The following is a 16,694-nucleotide window of genomic DNA, read 5'->3' on the forward strand; positions in this document are numbered from 1 at the left end:
CCCGGGGAAGGCCGGTCAGCCCGGCCGGTCCGGCGCGGGACGACACAGCAGCGTGCTGCCCCCGATTGCCAGCAGCCGATCGTCGTCGGACCACACTTCGGACTGGACGCCGATCAGCCCGTCGTGGGCGACCGGGGCCGACCCCCAGCTGAGCAGCCACTCGGACGCGGGCTGGAGGAAGCGGCAGGACAGCTCGATCGTCGGGGCGAACCAGTCGAGCTCGCCGGTGTGTGGATAGCACGCGGGTCCCCATGCATCGAGGTCCGTGGCGATGAGCAGCCGACAGTCGTCGAGCCACCGGTCCGCGGTGGGCGTGTGATCCAGGAACCGATACCACGAGGCGGCCTCCGGTTCGCGCGGCTCGCGGTTCTCCCAGTCCTCGATCCATGTGGTCGGCCGGTAGTCGAGCCGGTGCCAGAACTCGTATGGCGACGGTTCCCCCGCTCGCCGGAGCAGCTCGATGAAGGTGTCGAGCCCGTCGGGCCCGGGCACCGCGGGCCGGGCGCGGGCGGCGTGGTGCGCCAAGCCGTCCTCGGTGTCCGTCCCCCACACCGTCGCCTCGAGCACGGCCCGGTCACCCTGGGTCAGCTCCACCCGCATGCACGTGGCGACGCGGGTCGTCCGCAGCGTGGTGACGGTCACCGTCAGCTCGTCGTCGCCGGCGACGGCGAGGAAGTTGGCGTTGATCGACGCGGGCCGGGCCCGGCCGCAGTGGGCCCCGGCGGCCCGGAGCGCGATCGACGCGATGTAGCCCCCCATCGGCCCCCAGATCGCCCACTCGGACGACGCGGTGGCGGCGTAGGTCGTGACCCCGTCGGCCGCGCGGCGATGATCGACGCGGGTGTCCTGGTCGAGATCGGCCATCACGGGAACGTAGCCTCACGGTGATGGCCGGCCCGCTCATTATCGACGTGACCCGTGGGGAACACATCGAGAGCCGCCACCGAGTCGACGTCGTCGCCGTGGATGCCGATGGCTCGATCGTGTGGTGGCGCGGCGACGGCCGCCGTCCGACGTTGCCGCGCTCCGCGATCAAGCCGGTGCAGGCCCTCCCGGTGGCTCGTGTGGAGGATGATCCCGTCCGGCTCGCGCTGGCGGCATCGAGCCACAACGGCGAGCCCGAGCACGTCGCGCCCCTCCGGGCGTGGCTCGCGGCGCTCGGGCTCGACGAGTCTGCCCTCCTCTGTGGCCCTCACCCGCCGATGCATCGCGCCAGCGCGGACCGCCTCGCGGCCGCAGGGGACACGCCGGGCCCGATCCACAGCGACTGCTCCGGCAAGCATGTCGGCTTCCTGGCGGTGTGCCTGGCCCACGGTCTCGACATCGCCGGCTACCTGGCCCCGGACCATCCCCTCCAACGGGACCATGTGTCTCCGGCGATTACCGCTCAGTGCGGTGTGGATCTCGGCGACCAGACCCCCGGGGTCGACGGCTGCGGCATCCCCGTCTGGACGATGCCGCTCGATCGGCTCGCCGCGGGCTGGGCGTCGCTTCCCGGCCACCCGGACGGGGCGAAGGTCATCGCGGCGATGGCGGCCCACCCCCATCTCGTCGCCGGGACGGATCGCCCCGGCACCCGGATGATCGAGACGGGCGGCGGACGAGTGGTCGCGAAGAGCGGCGCCGAGGGCGTCTACTGCGGGATCGACCGCGACAGCGGTGTTGCGATCGCGGTCAAGGCGCAGGACGGGGCCGGGCGCGCCGCGGCGATTGCCGGCGAATGGGCGCTGGCCGAGCTCGGCGCGCTCCCGGCTCCGGCGCCGACCCCGGTGACGAACTGGGCGGGCACCCACGTCGGCGAGATCCGGGTGGTGGCTTGACTGTCGCCGGGCGGCGGTCCACTGGTACGTTCTGGCCCGTTCACGCGCGTCACCTCCCCCGCAAAACCCCGAAGGGATCGTCATGAAGACCAGGGCAGCCATTCTCCGCGAAGTCGGCCAGGACTGGAGCGTCGAGGAGATCGAGCTCGATGATCCCAAGGAAGGCGAAATCCTCGTCAAGACCATGGCCGCGGGCATGTGCCACTCCGACGAGCACGCGCACGACGGCACCATGCCGGTGCCGCTGCCGATCGTCGGCGGCCACGAGGGAGCCGGTGAGGTCATCGCCCTCGGCCCCGGTGTGACCGAGTTCGAAGTCGGTGACCACATCTCCTGTTCGTTCATCCCGTCGTGTGGCAAGTGCACCTGGTGCGCCCAGGGCATGCAGAACCTCTGTGACCTCGGCATGCATCTGATGGAGCCGGGGATGATCGACGGCACCGTCCGCCACCACGACAAGGATGGCAACGACCTCACGCCTCTGCTCAAGCTCGGCACGTTCTCCGAACACATGGTCCTGAGCGTCGACTCGGCGATCAAGGTCCAAAAGGACGTCCCGCCCGGGCCCGCCGCCCTCGTGAGCTGTGGTGTCACGACCGGCTACGGCTCGGCCGTCAACCGGGCCGAGGTGGGAGCGGGCGACACCGTGGTCATCGTCGGCTGCGGTGGCCTCGGCCACGCGGCCATCCAGGGCGCGAAGGTCGCCGGCGCGAAGAACGTCGTCGCCGTCGACCCGTCCGAGTTCAAGCGCGAGTCCGCCGAGAGCTTCGGCGCCACCCACTCCGCCGCCTCGATGGAGGAGGCCATGGAGCTCGTGGGAGGCATGACCCTCGGCGTCATGGCCGACAGCGTGATCCTCACCCCGGGCGTGCTGACCGGCGACATGATCGCCCCGGCCCAGTTCCTCACCCGCAAGGGCGGCACGATCGTGGCCACCGCCGTCGCCAACGCGATGGACATGGACGTGCAGCTCAACCTCTTCGAGTTCGCCATGATGAACAAGGAGCTCAAGGGCTGCCTGTTCGGCTCCACGGCGCCGCGCAAGGAGATCCCGCACCTGCTGTCGATGTACCAGGCCGGTCAGCTCAAGCTCGACGAGATGATCACCAACACCTACACGCTCGATCAGGTCAACGAGGGTTACGCCGACATGCTCGCGAACAAGAACGTTCGCGGCGTGATCATGTTCGACTGACGGTCGACCGCTGCCGATGACTGCTCTCGACGATCCCGCGGTTCTCGACGCGCTCGATGCCGCGCTCGTCGGGCGGCGACGGGAGATCGAACTCCTGGTGGCCGCGCTCGCCGCGGATCGCCACGTCCTGTTGGAAGGGCCGCCCGGCACCGGCAAGTCGACGATGCTGCGCGAGGTCGCCGAAGCCTCGGGCACCGGATTCGTCTTCGTCGAGGGCAACGCGGAGCTCACACCGGCCCGGCTCGCGGGCCAGTTCGACCCGTCGCGGGTGCTCGAGGAGGGCTACGCGACGGACGTGTTCGTCGACGGACCCCTCGTCGAAGCGCTGCGAGCCGGTTCGCTGCTCTATGTCGAGGAGCTCAACCGCGTGCCCGAGGAGACGGTGAACCTCCTCATCTCGGTGATGTCCGAAGGCGAGCTCCATCTGCCGCGGATCGGCCGAATCCCGGCCGCGCCGGGCTTCCGCCTCGTCGCCGCGATGAACCCGTTCGACAATGTCGGCACCGCACGGGTGTCCAGCGCGGTGTACGACCGGATGTGTCGGATCGCGATGGGCTACCAGGCCCGCGACGACGAGTCCGGCATCGTCGAACGGCGCACGGATGCGACGGACGAGCGGCTTCGGCGCCGGGCCGTGCTCATCACGCGGGCCACCCGCAACCACGGCGATGTGCGCGTCGGCTCGTCGGTCCGCGGCGCGATCGATCTCGTCGAGGTGGCCGTCCGGCTGGCTCGGATCCGCGATCTCCCGGTGACCGATGCCGAACTGGGCCTGGACGCCGCGCTCGTCGCCCTGTCCGGTCGTATCCGCCTCCACGAGGGGGGCGACACCCAGGCCGAGGACGTCATCCGCGAGCTGTGGGCTCAGGTGCTTGCGACCGAAGTCCAACATGATCCCGACGACGAGGGAAAAGCCCCCGCCCCGTAGGGGGCGACTCGGGTGCACCACTCACGCTCGAAGGCGACGACGCCCAGCAGGCGCTCGCCGACGAGACCCGGCGCACGACGCCCCGGGAACAACTCCGACGCGACGAGGCGTTCGACGACGTGTCGCCTGAGGTCGGACAGATCGACGAGGGCGCGTTCGCCGACCTGATGGAGGACGACGCCGATCATGCGCTCGCCCTTCTGGCCCAGATGACCGGTGCGAGCGATCCGGTGCTCGCGGCCCTTGCCCGCCGGCTCGCCGGTCGGCTGTTGATCGACCTGGCGCGAACCGGCCCGCGTGACAGCCGCGGCATCGGGCGCATCGTCACGTCGTCGGCGGAGCGTGCGGATGGCGATGTCGATCTCGATGCGAGCCTCGACGCGCTCGTCCTCGCCCGCGCCGGATCGTCGGCCGTTCCCGCTGACGAGATGCGGGTGCGTCACTGGACGAAGCCGGCGATGGCGCTGTCGCTGCTCGTGGATCGAAGCGGCTCGATGAGCGGTGATCGTCTCGCCGTGGCTGCCGTTGCCGCGGCCGCCTGCTCGTGGCGGGCCCCGGCCGACTGGTCGGTCCTCGCCTTCGCCGACCGGCAGTTGGCGCTGAAGTCGCAGGATGACGGCCGGTCGGCGCCGTCCGTCGTCGGCGATCTGCTGCGCCTGCGGGGCCAGGGGACGACCGACCTCGACGCCGCCCTGCGCGCGTCGTCGCGCCAATTGGAACGATCTCGGGCCAAGCGCCGCGTCACCGTCCTGCTGTCGGACTGTCGAGCGACCGCGGGTGTGGACCCGGCGGCGGTCGCCCGTCGTCTCGACGAGCTCTGCATCGTCGCGCCGGCCGACGACGCCGACGATGCCGAGGCCTTCGCGCGCCAAGTCGGCGCGCGGTTCACGACGGTCACGGGAGCCTCCGAGATTCCCGCCGCGCTCGCTCGCGTGCTGTGACGCGCGAGCGCGATCGCGCGTATGGGGCGTTCGACTCATCGCGGTCGGGACCGCTTTCGGCGGTGGAGCGGGCTTGGGTACCCTCGGGCAGATGAGCAAAGCGGCCGAGCGGCGCATTCGGGCGTTCGGCGGCTATCAGCCCGGGCTCGACGGCATCCGCGGACTCGGCATGTTCGCGATGCTCGGCTACCACGCGGAGATGTCGTGGGCGGACGGCGCCTTCCTGTCGCTCTCCCAGTTCTTCACCCTCTCCGGCTTCCTCATCACGGCGATCCTTCTGGACAGCCGTCGGCGAACCGGCACGATCGATCTGCCGGACTTCTGGGCCCGGCGGTTTCGCCGCTTGGCCCCGGCCGCGTTCGTCGGGCTCGCCGGTGTGGCGGTCTTCGGCGCGACCGTCGCGACCCGCGACCAGGTCGAGGGTCTGGCGGGCGAGGTCCTCGGCGTCGTGGGCTATGTCGTCAACTGGGTCTTCGTGCGGACGGATCAGTCCTACACCGACCTGTTCGCGTCACCGTCGCCCGTCAACCACTATTGGTCGCTGGCCGTCGAGGAGCAGTTCTACCTCTTCATCCCGCTCGTTCTCTTCGGCCTCTTCCGCATCCGGGCCCACCCGCGAACCATCGGCCTGGTCGTCGCCGCCGCCGGAGTGCTCTCCACGGCGTGGATGTTTCGCCTGTACGACAACGGCATCGACCTGGACCGCCTCTACTACGGCACCGACACGCGGCTGGCCGAGGTCATGGTCGGTGCGCTGCTGGCCGTGATCCTCGACACCATCGGCATCGACTTCGCGGCGCAGTGGCGGCGAGTCGCCCAGGCCGCCGGCGTAGCGGCGTTCGGCGTGCTCGCCTGGCTCTGGGTCGACCTCCAGCTCACCGACTCGTTCACCTGGCAGGGCGCGTTCCAGCTCAATGCCGTCCTCACCGCGGTGATGATCGTCGCGATCGTCTCGAGCGACGGACCGCTCAGTCGCTTCTACGCGATCGCGCCCCTCGCGTGGCTCGGTCGCCTCAGCTACGGGGTCTACATCTTCCACTTCCCGATCTACCTGTGGCTCACCGAGGAACGCACGGGACTGTCGGACTGGCCCCTCTTCGCGCTCCGGGTCGTCGTGTCGATCAGTATTGCGGTCGTCTCCAAACGCTTCATCGAGGATCCGATCCGGCGCGGGGCGACCTTCGGACTGCCGACGTGGGCCCGGGTGGCCGCGTACCCCGTGATCGGGGCGGCCCTCGTCGGGATCGTCGCCCTCACCGCGAACACCGATGGCGAGGATCCGCTCGCGACCCTGCGCGACGACGGCGGGACCACGGTGGCGGTCGGCACGGAGGACGGCGTACTCGACATGCTCGTGATCCACGGCGACGAAGCGGCGGGCGAACTGACCCGGTTGGCGTCGACGGTCGACGACGATCCCGCCCTGCGGCTCACGGCCGTGCCGTTCACCTGCGTCCCCGCCGCGACCGACGCGTCGTGTACCGACTGGGTCGACACCTGGCCGACGGTCATCGAGGACGCGGATCCCGATGTGGTGATCTGGCTGGCCGACCGTTGGCCGGACGAGGTCGCAGCCGCGGTCCCGGCGGAGGCCGACGCAGCCGCCTGGATGGCTGCGGCGATCGACGAAGGGGTCGACGTGCTCGCCGCCGAGGGCGCCGCGGTCGTCCATGTCGCGCCGGGTGCCACGGTCGGCGAGCAGTTCGCGCGGGCAGTCCGTCCGTTCATGCAGGCGATGGATGATGTGCTCGCCTCGAACGACCATGCGTTCTCCGTGCTCAGCGGGGCGATGCCCGACCCGTCAGTCGTCACCGACGAGGACGCGTTCCTCGACGCCTCGGTCGATGCCATCCTCGACGCCGCCGCGCTGTACCAGCGTGCCGACCGGGCCGGGCAGGCTCGTGTCCTCGTCGTCGGCGACTCGCAGGCCCGATCGTTCGGTTACGGCCTCGAGCGCTGGGGCAACGAGGAGGACCTCTGGGTGTGGAACGTCGCGGTCAATGGGTGTGGCCTCGCCGACGAGGGCGTCGTGTACGGAAGCGGCTCGCCGCAACCATTGCGTGACGAGTGCCTCGCGGTGATCGGCGACCTCGAGCGCAGGATCGCGTCGTTCGAACCCGAGGTCGTGGTCGTCTTGAGCAGCGTCTGGGATCTCGGCGAACGCCGGCTCGACGAGTGGGCCGAGCCGCTGACGATCGGGTCCGCGGACTTCGATTCCTACCTCCTGCGTGAGTATCGACGGGCCGCAGAGGTCCTCGGCGCCGGCGGCGCGGAGGTGGTATGGATGCGCCCGCCGTGTCCCGGGGAGCGCGCCGGCGTCGGAAGCCTCGACGACGATTCGATCGACCTGCTCGACAGCAACGTGCTGACGCCGCTCGGGGAGGCGATGCCCGAGGTCCGCTTCTTCGATCTCGACGCCGTGCTGTGCCCCGACGGGGAATCGCTCGAAGAGGTCGAGGGCGTCGGGCTCCTGCGCGCGGACGGATTCCACTTCGGCGTCGAGAGTTCGATCTGGTTCGCAGAGAACTACGGTGACGTCATCCTGGGGTTGGAGGGATCGTGACGGACATCCTGACCGCAGCTCGTGAACGGGAGGCTGCGGGAGACGTCTCCGGAGCCATCGAGCTGCTCGTGGATGCACTCGCCGACGGCCCCGACCAGGCCCTCGAATCCGCACTCCTGGCACTTCGCCATCGCGCCTTCGCCTCCGTGGAGGATGGTCGCTCCGACCATGCGACATGGCCACCGCCGGTCGAGGACCACTTCCCGGGCGGCGGCGTGCCGGAGGTGGCCGCTGCGGATCTCGACGCCGAGCTGGTTCGTTCCGCCCTCCTGCACCACGGGTCGCTGTTGGTGAGAGGCCTCGTCGACGAGGCACGCGCCGCGTCCTTGCGGCGGGCGATCGACGCGGCGTTCGCCGGTGCTGCGATCCATCGCGACGACCCGCACGCCGAGGTCGGCGACGGTTTCGTCCCCTTCGAGCCCGAGCCGCGCTACCCCTTCGGCGTCTACGAGCGGGCGTTCGCGAACTTCGGAAGCGGGGTCCTCGGGGTCGATTCGCCCCGCGCCATGCACGAGATGATCGCGGCGCTGGAGGCGGCGGGCGTCCGTGGGTTGCTCCGCGACTATTTCGGCGAGCCGGCGGCGTTCTCGGTCAAGAAGACCACGCTGCGCCGCACGGAGCCGGACTCCCTCGCCGGTTGGCATCAGGACGGCGCCTTCCTGGGAACGCAGACGCGGGCGCTCAACATCTGGACGGCGCTGAGCCCGTGTGGCGTCGACGCGCCCGGTTTGGACGTGTTCCCAGATCGATTCGAGGAGCTCGTGCCGACCGGCGGCGACGAGATCTACGACTGGTCCGTCAGCAACGAGACCGCGAGTCGCTACGACCTGTCTCGCGTCGTTCGGCCGGCCTTCGACACGGGCGACGCCCTCCTGTTCGACCACATGACGCTGCATCGCACGGGTGTGGACCCGGCGATGACGCGGACGAGATACGCGATCGAGATGTGGTTCTTCGCGCCGTCGACCTACCCGACGGACCAGATCCCGATCCTCTTCTGAGGCGGGTCAGGCCCGGTCGGCCTGCGGCCCGCGGACCAGGCGGCCCGGGTACTCGCCCGTGAACTCGTCATCGACCACGGTGACCGCGCCGCGGCACACGGTGGCGCCGTAGCCCTCGGCCCGCTGGACGTAGCGCTTCGCGCCCGTCGGGAGATCGCCGACCAGGTGCGGGAGCTCGACGCCGAGCGCATCCATGTCGATGACGTTCACGTCGGCGCGGTACCCGGCCCGGAGCAGTCCGCGATCGCGCAATCCGTAGAGCTCGGCGGTCTGACGGGTCTGGCGATGGACGACCCACTCGAGCGGCATGTGTTCGCCCCGGATGCGGTCGCGCGCCCAGAACTGGAGCATGAAGGTCGGCATGCCGCCGTCGGCGATCGTGCCGCAGTGGGCACCCGCGTCGGCCAGGCCCATCCGGGTGTGGGGATGCTGGTGCAGCTCCCAGAGATGGTCGAGGTTGTGGTTCGAGTAGTTGAAGAGCGGGAAGTAGAGCAGGCCCCGCCCGTCGGCGGACATCAGCTGGTCGTAGGCGATCTCTTCGGGGGTCCGGGTGTCGGCGGCGGCGAGGGCCGCACAGGTGGCGGCGGGATCCGGCTCGTAGTCGGCCTCACCGGCGAACGGGTAGAGCTTGTCCCACGTGCGGGTGATGCTGGTGATGAAATCGCTCCAGACGGCCGGCGCCTCGGTGGTGAGAGCCGCCCGCACGTCGTCGCGGCGGAGCTCCTCCAGCCGCTCGGCTTCGGGGAGCTGCCCGATGAGTCCCCAGGTCGGGCAGAGCATGAACGGGTTCACCGTGGCCGACCAGGACTCGAGGATGCCGACCGGCCGGCCCGACACCTGGGCGAGCACGTTGAGACCGTCGGCCTGGGCCTCGTCGAGGAGACGGAGGTCCTCCTTCCAGAGGTCGGGTGCGTAGTCGGGTTGGTTGAGGTTGAACACCACCGGTTGGCCCGTGGTGTCCGCGACCGCGCGCATCCAGTCGAACGACTCGGGGACGTCCGCATGGTGGGTTGCCGTCTGGAACACGCCGTGACCGACCGCACGGATCGACCCGGCGATCGCCAGGAGCTCCTCGGGCGTCGCGAACGTGCCCGGGACGAGTTCGCCGTCGACCGACTTGTGCAGCGGCGTGCGCGACGTGGAGAACCCGAGGGCGCCCACCCGCAACGCTTCCTCGACGAGGCCCGCCATCCGCGCGATGTCGTCGGTGTTCGCGTCCTGCAACGCTCGCTCGCCCATCACGTAGGCGCGGAGCGCGCCATGCGGGATCTGGGCGCCGAGGTCCAGCACCCAGGACCGTGTCTGCAGATCGTCGAGGTATTCGGGGAACGTCTCCCATCCCCACTCGATGCCGTCCGTGAGGGCGGCGCCGGGGATGTCCTCGACGCCCTCCATCAGCTCGATCAGCCAGTCACGGCGATCGGGTTCGACCGGGGCGAATCCCACGCCACAGTTGCCCATCACGACGGACGTGACGCCGTGCCAGCCCGAGGGGGTGAGTTCGGGATCCCACGTGGCTTGGGCGTCGTAGTGGGTGTGGGTGTCGACGAAGCCCGGGGTCACGACGCGTCCATCGGCGTCGATCTCCCGGTGACCGCGGCCGACGTCGGAACCGACGTCGACGATCGTCTCGTCGTCGATGGCGATGTCGCCGGTCGTCGCGGGCGCGCCGGACCCGTCGATGATGCGGCCGTTTCGGATCACGAGATCGTGCATACGGAGAGCGTAGATCGAGCACACGGCTACCGTCCTGGCCATGGCCACGAACGTCGACCGTCTGCCGCCGCCGGGTATCCGGCTCGTGGCCGACCCGGGACTGCGCCGGGTGGGCGCCGGGCGGGTGCTGATCGGCGGGTCGCCGCTGCGGATCACCCGGTTGTCGGCCGCCGGCGCCGCCGTGGTCGACGCATGGCTCGAGGGAACCCCGCTGGCCGACGTGAAGTCGGCGCGCGGTCTGGCCCGCCGGTTGCTCGACGCGGGGATGCTCCACCCCGTCGTGGCTCCGGCACCGTCGCCGCCACCGGTGACCGTGGTCGTGCCGAGCTTCGAAGACGCCGATCAGCTCGACGCCTTGCTCGCCACGCTGACCGTCCCCGTCGTGGTGGTCGACGACGCGTCGAGCGACGCCGCCGCGATCGCCGCCGTGGCGGAGCGGCACGGCGCCACCCTCGTGCGCCGAACGGCAAACGGTGGGCCGGGTGCCGCCCGCATGAGCGGACTGGAGGAGGTCGACACGACGCTCGTGGCGTTCGTCGACACCGACGTCACGCTTCCTGACGACTGGTGGTCACGGCTCGCGCCCCATTTCGACGACCCCGCCGTGGTCGCCGTCGCGCCCCGGGTGCGAAGCCGCGACGGGACGACGCTGCGCGAGCGATACGAGCGGGCCCAGTCGCCCCTCGACATCGGCCCCACGCCCGCCGCGGTCGGACCGCGCCGGCGCCTCGCCTACGTGCCGACGGCCGTGTTCGCGGCGCGGGTCGATGCCGTGATCGACGTCGGTGGCTTCGATCCCGGGTTGCGGGTGGGGGAGGACGTCGACCTGGTGTGGCGTCTCGTGGCGCGCGGCGGCACCGTGCGGTACGACCCGGGGGTCGAGGTGGAGCACCGCCCGCGACCGTCCTGGCTCGCGATGGCCCGCCAACGGATGCACTACGGCTCGTCGGCGGTCGGGCTCACGAAGCGCCACGGTGCCGTTGTCGCCCCGGCCCGCTGCTCGAAGTGGAGCCTCATGGCGTGGCTCGCGGCGGTGTCGGGTCGGCCCGGCCTCGGCCTCGGTGTGGCCGCCGGGTCGTCGGCCGCGCTCGTCCGCAAGTTCGACGGCGTGCCCGACGCGCCGCGTGAGGCCACCCGGATCGCGGCGTGGGGCCACCTGCACTCGGGTCTCGGCCTCGGCCGTGCCGTCTCGCGTGTCTGGTGGCCGGTGCTGCTGCCCGTGGCGGCGTTGTCGCGACGCCGCCGAATCGGCGTGCTCACGGCGATGCTCGCCCCAGCGGTCGCCGACTGGATCGCCGGCGAACGCGCCGTCGACCCGGTCCGCGGCGTGGCCCTCAGAGTTGCGGACGACATGGCCTACGGGGTCGGTGTCTGGCGCGCCGGCCTGCAGGCGCACGACCTCCGGGCGCTGGTGCCCGAGCTGACCGAGTGGCCCGGCAGGCGGCCGGCGATCGAGAGCGATACGGTCGCCGGACCATGAGCACTCTCGTACCCGAACGTCTCCGGAAGCTCGTCGATCGCTGTCGCCGCGAGGTCGACGAGGGGCGCATTCCCGGCTGCCAGTTGGCGCTCGGGTTCGACGGCGAAATCGTCCTGTTCGAGGCGTTCGGCGATCTGACGACCGACCACCGCCTGTTGACGTATTCGGCCATCAAGCCGACCGTGAGCCTCACCGTGCTCGAACTCGCCGCCGAGGGGCTGCTCGACCTCGACGCGCCGGTCTCCGCCGTGCTCCCCAGCTTCGGCACGAACGGCAAGGAAGCCATCACGCTGTCCCAGGTGCTCCTCCATGCGGGCGGGTTCCCCCACGGCCCGATGGGCCCCGCGGAGTTCGCCGATCGTGCCGCCCGGCTCGCCCGTTACGGGCAGTGGCGTACGACGTGGGAACCGGGCACCCGGTTCGAATACCACGCGTCGGCCGCCCACTGGGTGCTCGCCGACTGCATCACCGAGGTCACGGGCCGCCACCACGCCGATGTCGTGACGGACCGGGTGATGACCCCGGCCGGATGTTCGCGGTGGCTCGCCATTCCCGCCGAGGACCAGGCGGACATCGTCGAGGTCGTGAGCGTCGGTGAGGCGCCGGACCTTGCCGATCTCGCTCGTCAGTTCGGCATCGAGGAGCTGCCGGTGACCGAGGTGACGGACGACGCCCTGCTGGCGTTCAACGACCCCGAGCTGCGCGCCGCGGGCCATCCCGGTGGCGGAGGTGTCACCTCGGCGGCGGAGATGGCGCAGTGGTACCAGGCGATCCTGCACGACGACGGCGAGATCCTCCGGCCCGAGGTGAAGGTCGACGCGCTGGAGACCATCCGCCAGACCCATGTCGACTGGATGGGCGTGTCGGCGAACCGCACCCACGCGTTCACGATCGCCGGTGACGACGGCCAGGCCCTCATGCGTGGGTACGGCCACGGCACCGGGCCGACCGCGTTCGGCCACGGCGGTGCGAAGGGCCAGCGCGGCTACGCCGACCCGTCGACCGGCATCTCGCTCGGCTTCATGACCCACGGCCTCGACCGCAACGACCTCGTCACCGCCAAGCGGTGCGCCGGGATCGTCTCGGCGGCGGGGATGGTCACCGTTCCCGTCGACTGACCCTTCGTGCCCCGGTTGCCCGGCGAGTCCGGACGCCTTGGTCAGATGCCTCGTGCTTCGAGGTACCTCGCGGCGACGGCGCGGCTCTCCGCGTCGTGCATCGCGGTGACGAGCTGGTCGGCGTCGCTCCAGGCGCCACCGGTCGGTACGAGCGCCTCGGCGGCGGCGTCCACCGCATCGAGCGTGGCGCGCAGGGTGTAGGCGGACTTCTCGGCGAGCAGGGCCGCGAGTTCCGCCACCTCGGTGTCGAGGTCGGCGTCGGCGACCATGCGATTCGCGATCCCTCGCACGTGGGCTTCCATCGCGGTGAACGGCCGGCAGGACAGGACGAGGTCCCGCGTCGCCGCGGGCCCGATCTCCCGGACGAGACGCGGGATGCCGCCCCACGTCAACGGAATGCCGAGGTCGACCTCGGGGATCACGAAGTTCGTCGACTCCGCCGCGACCCGGAGGTCACACGCCATGGCGAGCAGGACGGCGCCGCCGATGCAGTGGCCGTGGACGGATGCGATCGTGACCGCGCCCATCCGCTCGATCGCCTCCACCATCCTCCGGCCCGCCTCGGCGCCCTCGCGGGCGGGTCGGTCTCCGGCGTCGCCGAACCCGGCGAGATCGGCGCCTGCCGAGAACGCCCGTCCGGCCCCCGACACGATGACGACCCGCACGTCCGGACGATCGTCGAACCATCGCGCTGCGGCGGCGAGCTCGTCGAGACAGTGGGTGGACAGGGGATTGAGCTTGGCCGGCCGGTCGAGGGTCAACCGGCCGATCCGCCCGTCGGCGGAGGTGGTGAGCGTGTCGAAAGTCATGCGCGACGATGCCACGCTCATCGGAGGAGCGTGGCACCGAAGCATGCGACTGGCGAGTCGCGGCTCGCCACCACTGACCGTGGACCGGTCAGAGAACGGGGCCGCCCGTCGGTCAGGCGACCTGGATGGTGTTGGCGGCGGCGTGGTCGGCGTCGACGTCCACGTCGGCCGTCGTCGGCTCGAGGATCGAGAGGTCGCCGGTGATCGCTTCGACGCGGGCCCAGTCGGTCACGTCGGCGTCCTCGGTGAGGAACACGATCTGCTGTCCTTCGCTCGCTCGGACGAGCATCTCCAGCAGGGGCGCCTTGAGGTCGGCATCGAGACCGTTGAGCGAGTCGTCCAGCACGAGCGGCATGTTCTCGCCGGCCGGACCGATGCCGCGGACCTCTTCGAGGCGCAGCATGAGCGCATGGGCGAGGGCCGCGACCTCGTCGTTCTCCGGGTCGATCGGCAGGGGCCCGGCGCTCAGGGCGTCGACGTCCTTCAACCGGCGGGCCGCCTCGTCGATCTCGTCGCGATGCTCTTCGGCCCACTCGACGACGACGTCACCGGCCGTTTCGAACCAGGCAGCCATCGCCGTCTCGTGCTCGGTGTTGACCTCCATGAGGCGCTGCCGGGACGCCTGGCTGTCGAGCAGGCCGTTGACCCGCTGGAGGTGGAAGCCGAGATAGGACTGGGCGCCCGCCTCGGCCAGCGCGGCCTCCTCGGCCCGGCGGGCCCGTTCGCCTCGCTGGTTCTGCACGAACGAGAGCGCGGTGACCATGGCGGCGAGGATGACGAAGGCCATCGCCGCGGTCTGGCTGATCCACATGACCGAGGGCACGGCGAGGATCGCCGCGGCCACACCGCCGAAGAACGAGATGCGCCGGAACTTCTCGGCTCGAGCCTGCGCTTCCTCGAAGCGAGCGTGGCGTTCCTCGATGCGGGCGACCACGGCGGCGTCCTCGGGAGCCGAGCCGCTGGCGTCGGCTTCCTCGTCGAGCGCCGCCTGGGCGGCCTTCACGCGGTTGGCGAGACCCCAGAGTTCTTCGGGGTCGGCCGACGCGAGTCGGCGGATGATCTGGTCGTGGTGCGTGCTCGTCGTCAGGTCCGACGAGGTCAACCGCAGCTGACGCTTGGCCGCTCGGGTGTCGAGGCCCGCGACCGAGAGGAGATCGATCTGACCCTCGGCATCGGCGAACCGTGCGCTCACGTCGGCCGAGGCCTCCACGTCGATCACCCGGGCCCGGGCCCCGAAGGGCCGGAAGACCGCGAAGCGGTTGCCGTTGTCCGCCACGATCTCGGCGTGCACGCCGGCGCGGCTCGAGCTCAGCGAACCGATGAGCTCGGTGATGAGCCCCTCGCGCTCGAGCCGTCCCACACCGCCGATGACGGTGAGACGGGGGTGGAACTCCAACGAGAAGGTGTTCTCGTCGGCCTCAATGACAAGCCGGTCGAATCGCATGTGGTCCTTACGGCTCACTTCGGGCCCCACTTGAGCCGGAGGACCCAAATCCATAGGGCGAAGTGACCATGGTCCGCGAGTGCCCCGTGCGCCGCGCGCTCGGGGCTTCTCTGGGGGAACCAGGTTGGTGACGCCGTTGGGGCGTGGCATCATTGCCGACGCCTCACGCGTGCGTGAGCGTTGCTCCCTTAGCTCAGTCGGCAGAGCGTCTCCATGGTAAGGAGAAGGTCGTCAGTTCAATTCTGACAGGGAGCTCCACGGAACGGCCCGCCGCTCCGAGGGCGGCGACGTAGCTCAGTTGGTGAGAGCGCTCGACTCATAATCGAGAGGTCGACAGTTCGAATCTGTCCGTCGCTACGCGTTGTCTTCGCCGCCATGCGGCGGAACCCTGAAACCGTGTCTTCGCCGCCATGCGGCGGAACCCTGAAACCGTGTCTTCGCCGCCATGCGGCGGAACCCTGAAACCGTGTCTTCGCCGCCATGCGGCGGAACCCTGAAACCGTGTCTTCGCCGCCGCAGGGGCGAAACGACCAGCGTTCGACCAGAATGGAACCCATGTCGGCATCGTCACGCCTCCGGATCGTCACCGATCCGTCACGTAACGCCGACGGTGCCGGCGGGTCCAAACCCTCAGACGCCTCGATGGACGACCTCGTCCAGCGGGCGGTCGACGGCGAACGCGAGGCGTTCGACGAGATGGTGCGCCGAACCCATCGCGATGCGTACGGGTTGGCGCTCCGGCTCACGAGTGACGAGGAGGATGCGAGGGACGTGGTGCAGGACGCCTACCTCCGTGCCTATCGCGGCCTCGACCGCTTCCGGGGCGACGCCCAGTTCAGCACCTGGCTCTACCGCATCGTCGCGAACTGCGCCTCCACCGCCACCGGCAAGCGGGCCCGGCACCGCCACGAGGAGCTTCCCGACGAATCGTCCGTGGCCGAACTCCGACCCGACTTCGACCCGGCCATCCAGGCCGACGTCGCCGGGCTGCGCGACGAGCTGGACCAGGCGATCGGCGATCTGCCGCCCCGGCTGCGCGCCGTCGTCGTGTTGCGCGACGTCTACGACATGCCCCACGAGGACATCGCCGACGAACTCGGCATCTCCGTGAGCGCCGCCAAGGTGCGGTTGCACCGAGCCCGCCGTCGGCTGCGTGAACGGGTGTTCCCGCTCCCGGGAGAGGAACTCCATGCGATCTGATCATCCGTTCCCGCAGTGTCTCGAGCTGACCGAGGATCTCGCCGCGGGCGACGACGCCGTGCTGTCCGCGCACGCTCGTACCCACGTGGCCCAGTGCCTGCGCTGCCAGGCCGAGCTCGCCAATTTCCGCCGCCTGCGTCGTTCGATGCGGGCGCTGGCCGACGTTCCCGTGACGGTCGACCCCGCCCTCGAACACGACATCCTCGTCGCGCTCGATGCGATCGACGGGCGTCCGAGCCTGCGGGTGCCGGGATACGCGGCCGCGGCCGTGGGCGGCCTGGCCGCCGCCGCGGGTGTCATCGCCCTCGCGACGCGGGGTCGTCGTGGTGGTCGCCTCGCGGTCTGACGCACGCCGAACCCGGGGGACGGTATTCAGAGGGCCAGTGGTAACCTTGGCGGTCGCCGAGGGGCGTGGCTCAATTGGTAGAGCATCGGTCTCCAAAACCGAAGGTTGCAGGTTCAAGTCCTGTCGCCCCTGC

The 16,694-nt window shown here is 70.5% G+C and carries 14 protein-coding genes and 3 tRNA genes; 13 read left to right on the plus strand and 4 right to left on the minus strand.

Going from position 1 to position 16,694, the window contains the following annotated elements; all coding sequences use genetic code 11:
• Positions 1-15 precede the first annotated feature (15 nt).
• A complete protein-coding gene (locus R8F63_19040) occupies positions 16-864 on the minus strand; it encodes a thioesterase family protein (GenBank protein ID MDW3220707.1) in 849 nt (282 codons plus the stop codon).
• 23 nt (positions 865-887) lie between these two features.
• Between R8F63_19040 and R8F63_19045 the strand changes: the two genes are divergently transcribed.
• From R8F63_19045 to R8F63_19070, 6 genes are all read left to right on the plus strand, one after another.
• Positions 888-1,820 (plus strand): asparaginase, encoded by a 933-nt coding sequence (locus R8F63_19045; GenBank protein MDW3220708.1) that lies wholly within the window; start codon positions 888-890, stop codon positions 1,818-1,820.
• Positions 1,821-1,902: 82 nt separating this feature from the next.
• Positions 1,903-3,015: an NDMA-dependent alcohol dehydrogenase gene (locus tag R8F63_19050; GenBank protein MDW3220709.1), complete on the plus strand. Its 1,113-nt coding sequence runs from the start codon at positions 1,903-1,905 to the stop codon at positions 3,013-3,015.
• A 16-nt stretch (positions 3,016-3,031) separates the two neighbouring features.
• A complete protein-coding gene (locus R8F63_19055) occupies positions 3,032-3,943 on the plus strand; it encodes a MoxR family ATPase (GenBank protein ID MDW3220710.1) in 912 nt (303 codons plus the stop codon).
• Positions 3,944-4,062: 119 nt separating this feature from the next.
• Complete coding sequence (locus R8F63_19060; GenBank protein MDW3220711.1) at positions 4,063-4,884, plus strand: vWA domain-containing protein; 822 nt, start codon at positions 4,063-4,065, stop codon at positions 4,882-4,884.
• Positions 4,885-4,975: 91 nt separating this feature from the next.
• Positions 4,976-7,447 (plus strand): acyltransferase family protein, encoded by a 2,472-nt coding sequence (locus tag R8F63_19065; protein MDW3220712.1) that lies wholly within the window; start codon positions 4,976-4,978, stop codon positions 7,445-7,447.
• On the plus strand, positions 7,444-8,448 hold the full coding sequence (locus R8F63_19070; protein MDW3220713.1) for a phytanoyl-CoA dioxygenase family protein: 1,005 nt from the start codon (positions 7,444-7,446) through the stop codon (positions 8,446-8,448). Before R8F63_19065 ends, R8F63_19070 begins: the two co-directional genes overlap by 4 nt.
• A 6-nt stretch (positions 8,449-8,454) precedes the next feature.
• On the opposite strand, the gene R8F63_19075 is transcribed toward R8F63_19070, so the two are convergent.
• Positions 8,455-10,164, minus strand: coding sequence for an amidohydrolase family protein (locus R8F63_19075; GenBank protein ID MDW3220714.1), 1,710 nt, complete (start codon positions 10,162-10,164; stop codon positions 8,455-8,457).
• A gap of 40 nt (positions 10,165-10,204) precedes the next feature.
• Between R8F63_19075 and mftF the strand changes: the two genes are divergently transcribed.
• Both mftF and R8F63_19085 read left to right on the plus strand, forming a co-directional pair.
• On the plus strand, positions 10,205-11,644 hold the full coding sequence (gene mftF / locus R8F63_19080; GenBank protein MDW3220715.1) for a mycofactocin biosynthesis glycosyltransferase MftF: 1,440 nt from the start codon (positions 10,205-10,207) through the stop codon (positions 11,642-11,644).
• Positions 11,641-12,762 (plus strand): serine hydrolase domain-containing protein, encoded by a 1,122-nt coding sequence (locus tag R8F63_19085; GenBank protein ID MDW3220716.1) that lies wholly within the window; start codon positions 11,641-11,643, stop codon positions 12,760-12,762. The genes mftF and R8F63_19085 overlap by 4 nt, the downstream gene beginning before the upstream one ends.
• Positions 12,763-12,803: 41 nt before the next feature.
• Here R8F63_19085 and R8F63_19090 read toward each other — a convergent pair whose 3' ends face one another.
• A complete protein-coding gene (locus R8F63_19090) occupies positions 12,804-13,571 on the minus strand; it encodes an enoyl-CoA hydratase/isomerase family protein (GenBank protein MDW3220717.1) in 768 nt (255 codons plus the stop codon).
• A 112-nt stretch (positions 13,572-13,683) separates the two neighbouring features.
• Positions 13,684-15,033 carry a hypothetical protein gene (locus tag R8F63_19095; GenBank protein ID MDW3220718.1) on the minus strand — a complete coding sequence of 450 codons (1,350 nt, stop codon included), beginning with the start codon at positions 15,031-15,033 and terminating at the stop codon, positions 13,684-13,686.
• Between the two features lie 164 nt (positions 15,034-15,197).
• Between R8F63_19095 and R8F63_19100 the strand changes: the two genes are divergently transcribed.
• The 5 genes from R8F63_19100 (at position 15,198) to R8F63_19120 (ending at position 16,693) form a co-directional block, all read left to right on the plus strand.
• Positions 15,198-15,273, plus strand: a tRNA-Thr gene (locus tag R8F63_19100).
• Positions 15,274-15,298: 25 nt separating this feature from the next.
• A tRNA-Met gene (locus R8F63_19105) sits at positions 15,299-15,372 on the plus strand.
• Positions 15,373-15,570: 198 nt separating this feature from the next.
• Positions 15,571-16,215 (plus strand): sigma-70 family RNA polymerase sigma factor, encoded by a 645-nt coding sequence (locus R8F63_19110; protein MDW3220719.1) that lies wholly within the window; start codon positions 15,571-15,573, stop codon positions 16,213-16,215.
• Entirely contained in the window at positions 16,205-16,561 is a 357-nt protein-coding gene (locus tag R8F63_19115) for a hypothetical protein (protein MDW3220720.1), read from the plus strand. Before R8F63_19110 ends, R8F63_19115 begins: the two co-directional genes overlap by 11 nt.
• 59 nt (positions 16,562-16,620) lie before the next feature.
• A tRNA-Trp gene (locus tag R8F63_19120) sits at positions 16,621-16,693 on the plus strand.
• Position 16,694: the final 1 nt, after the last annotated feature.

The organism is Acidimicrobiales bacterium, assembly GCA_033344915.1.
Lineage (GTDB): Bacteria > Actinomycetota > Acidimicrobiia > Acidimicrobiales > Aldehydirespiratoraceae > JAJRXC01.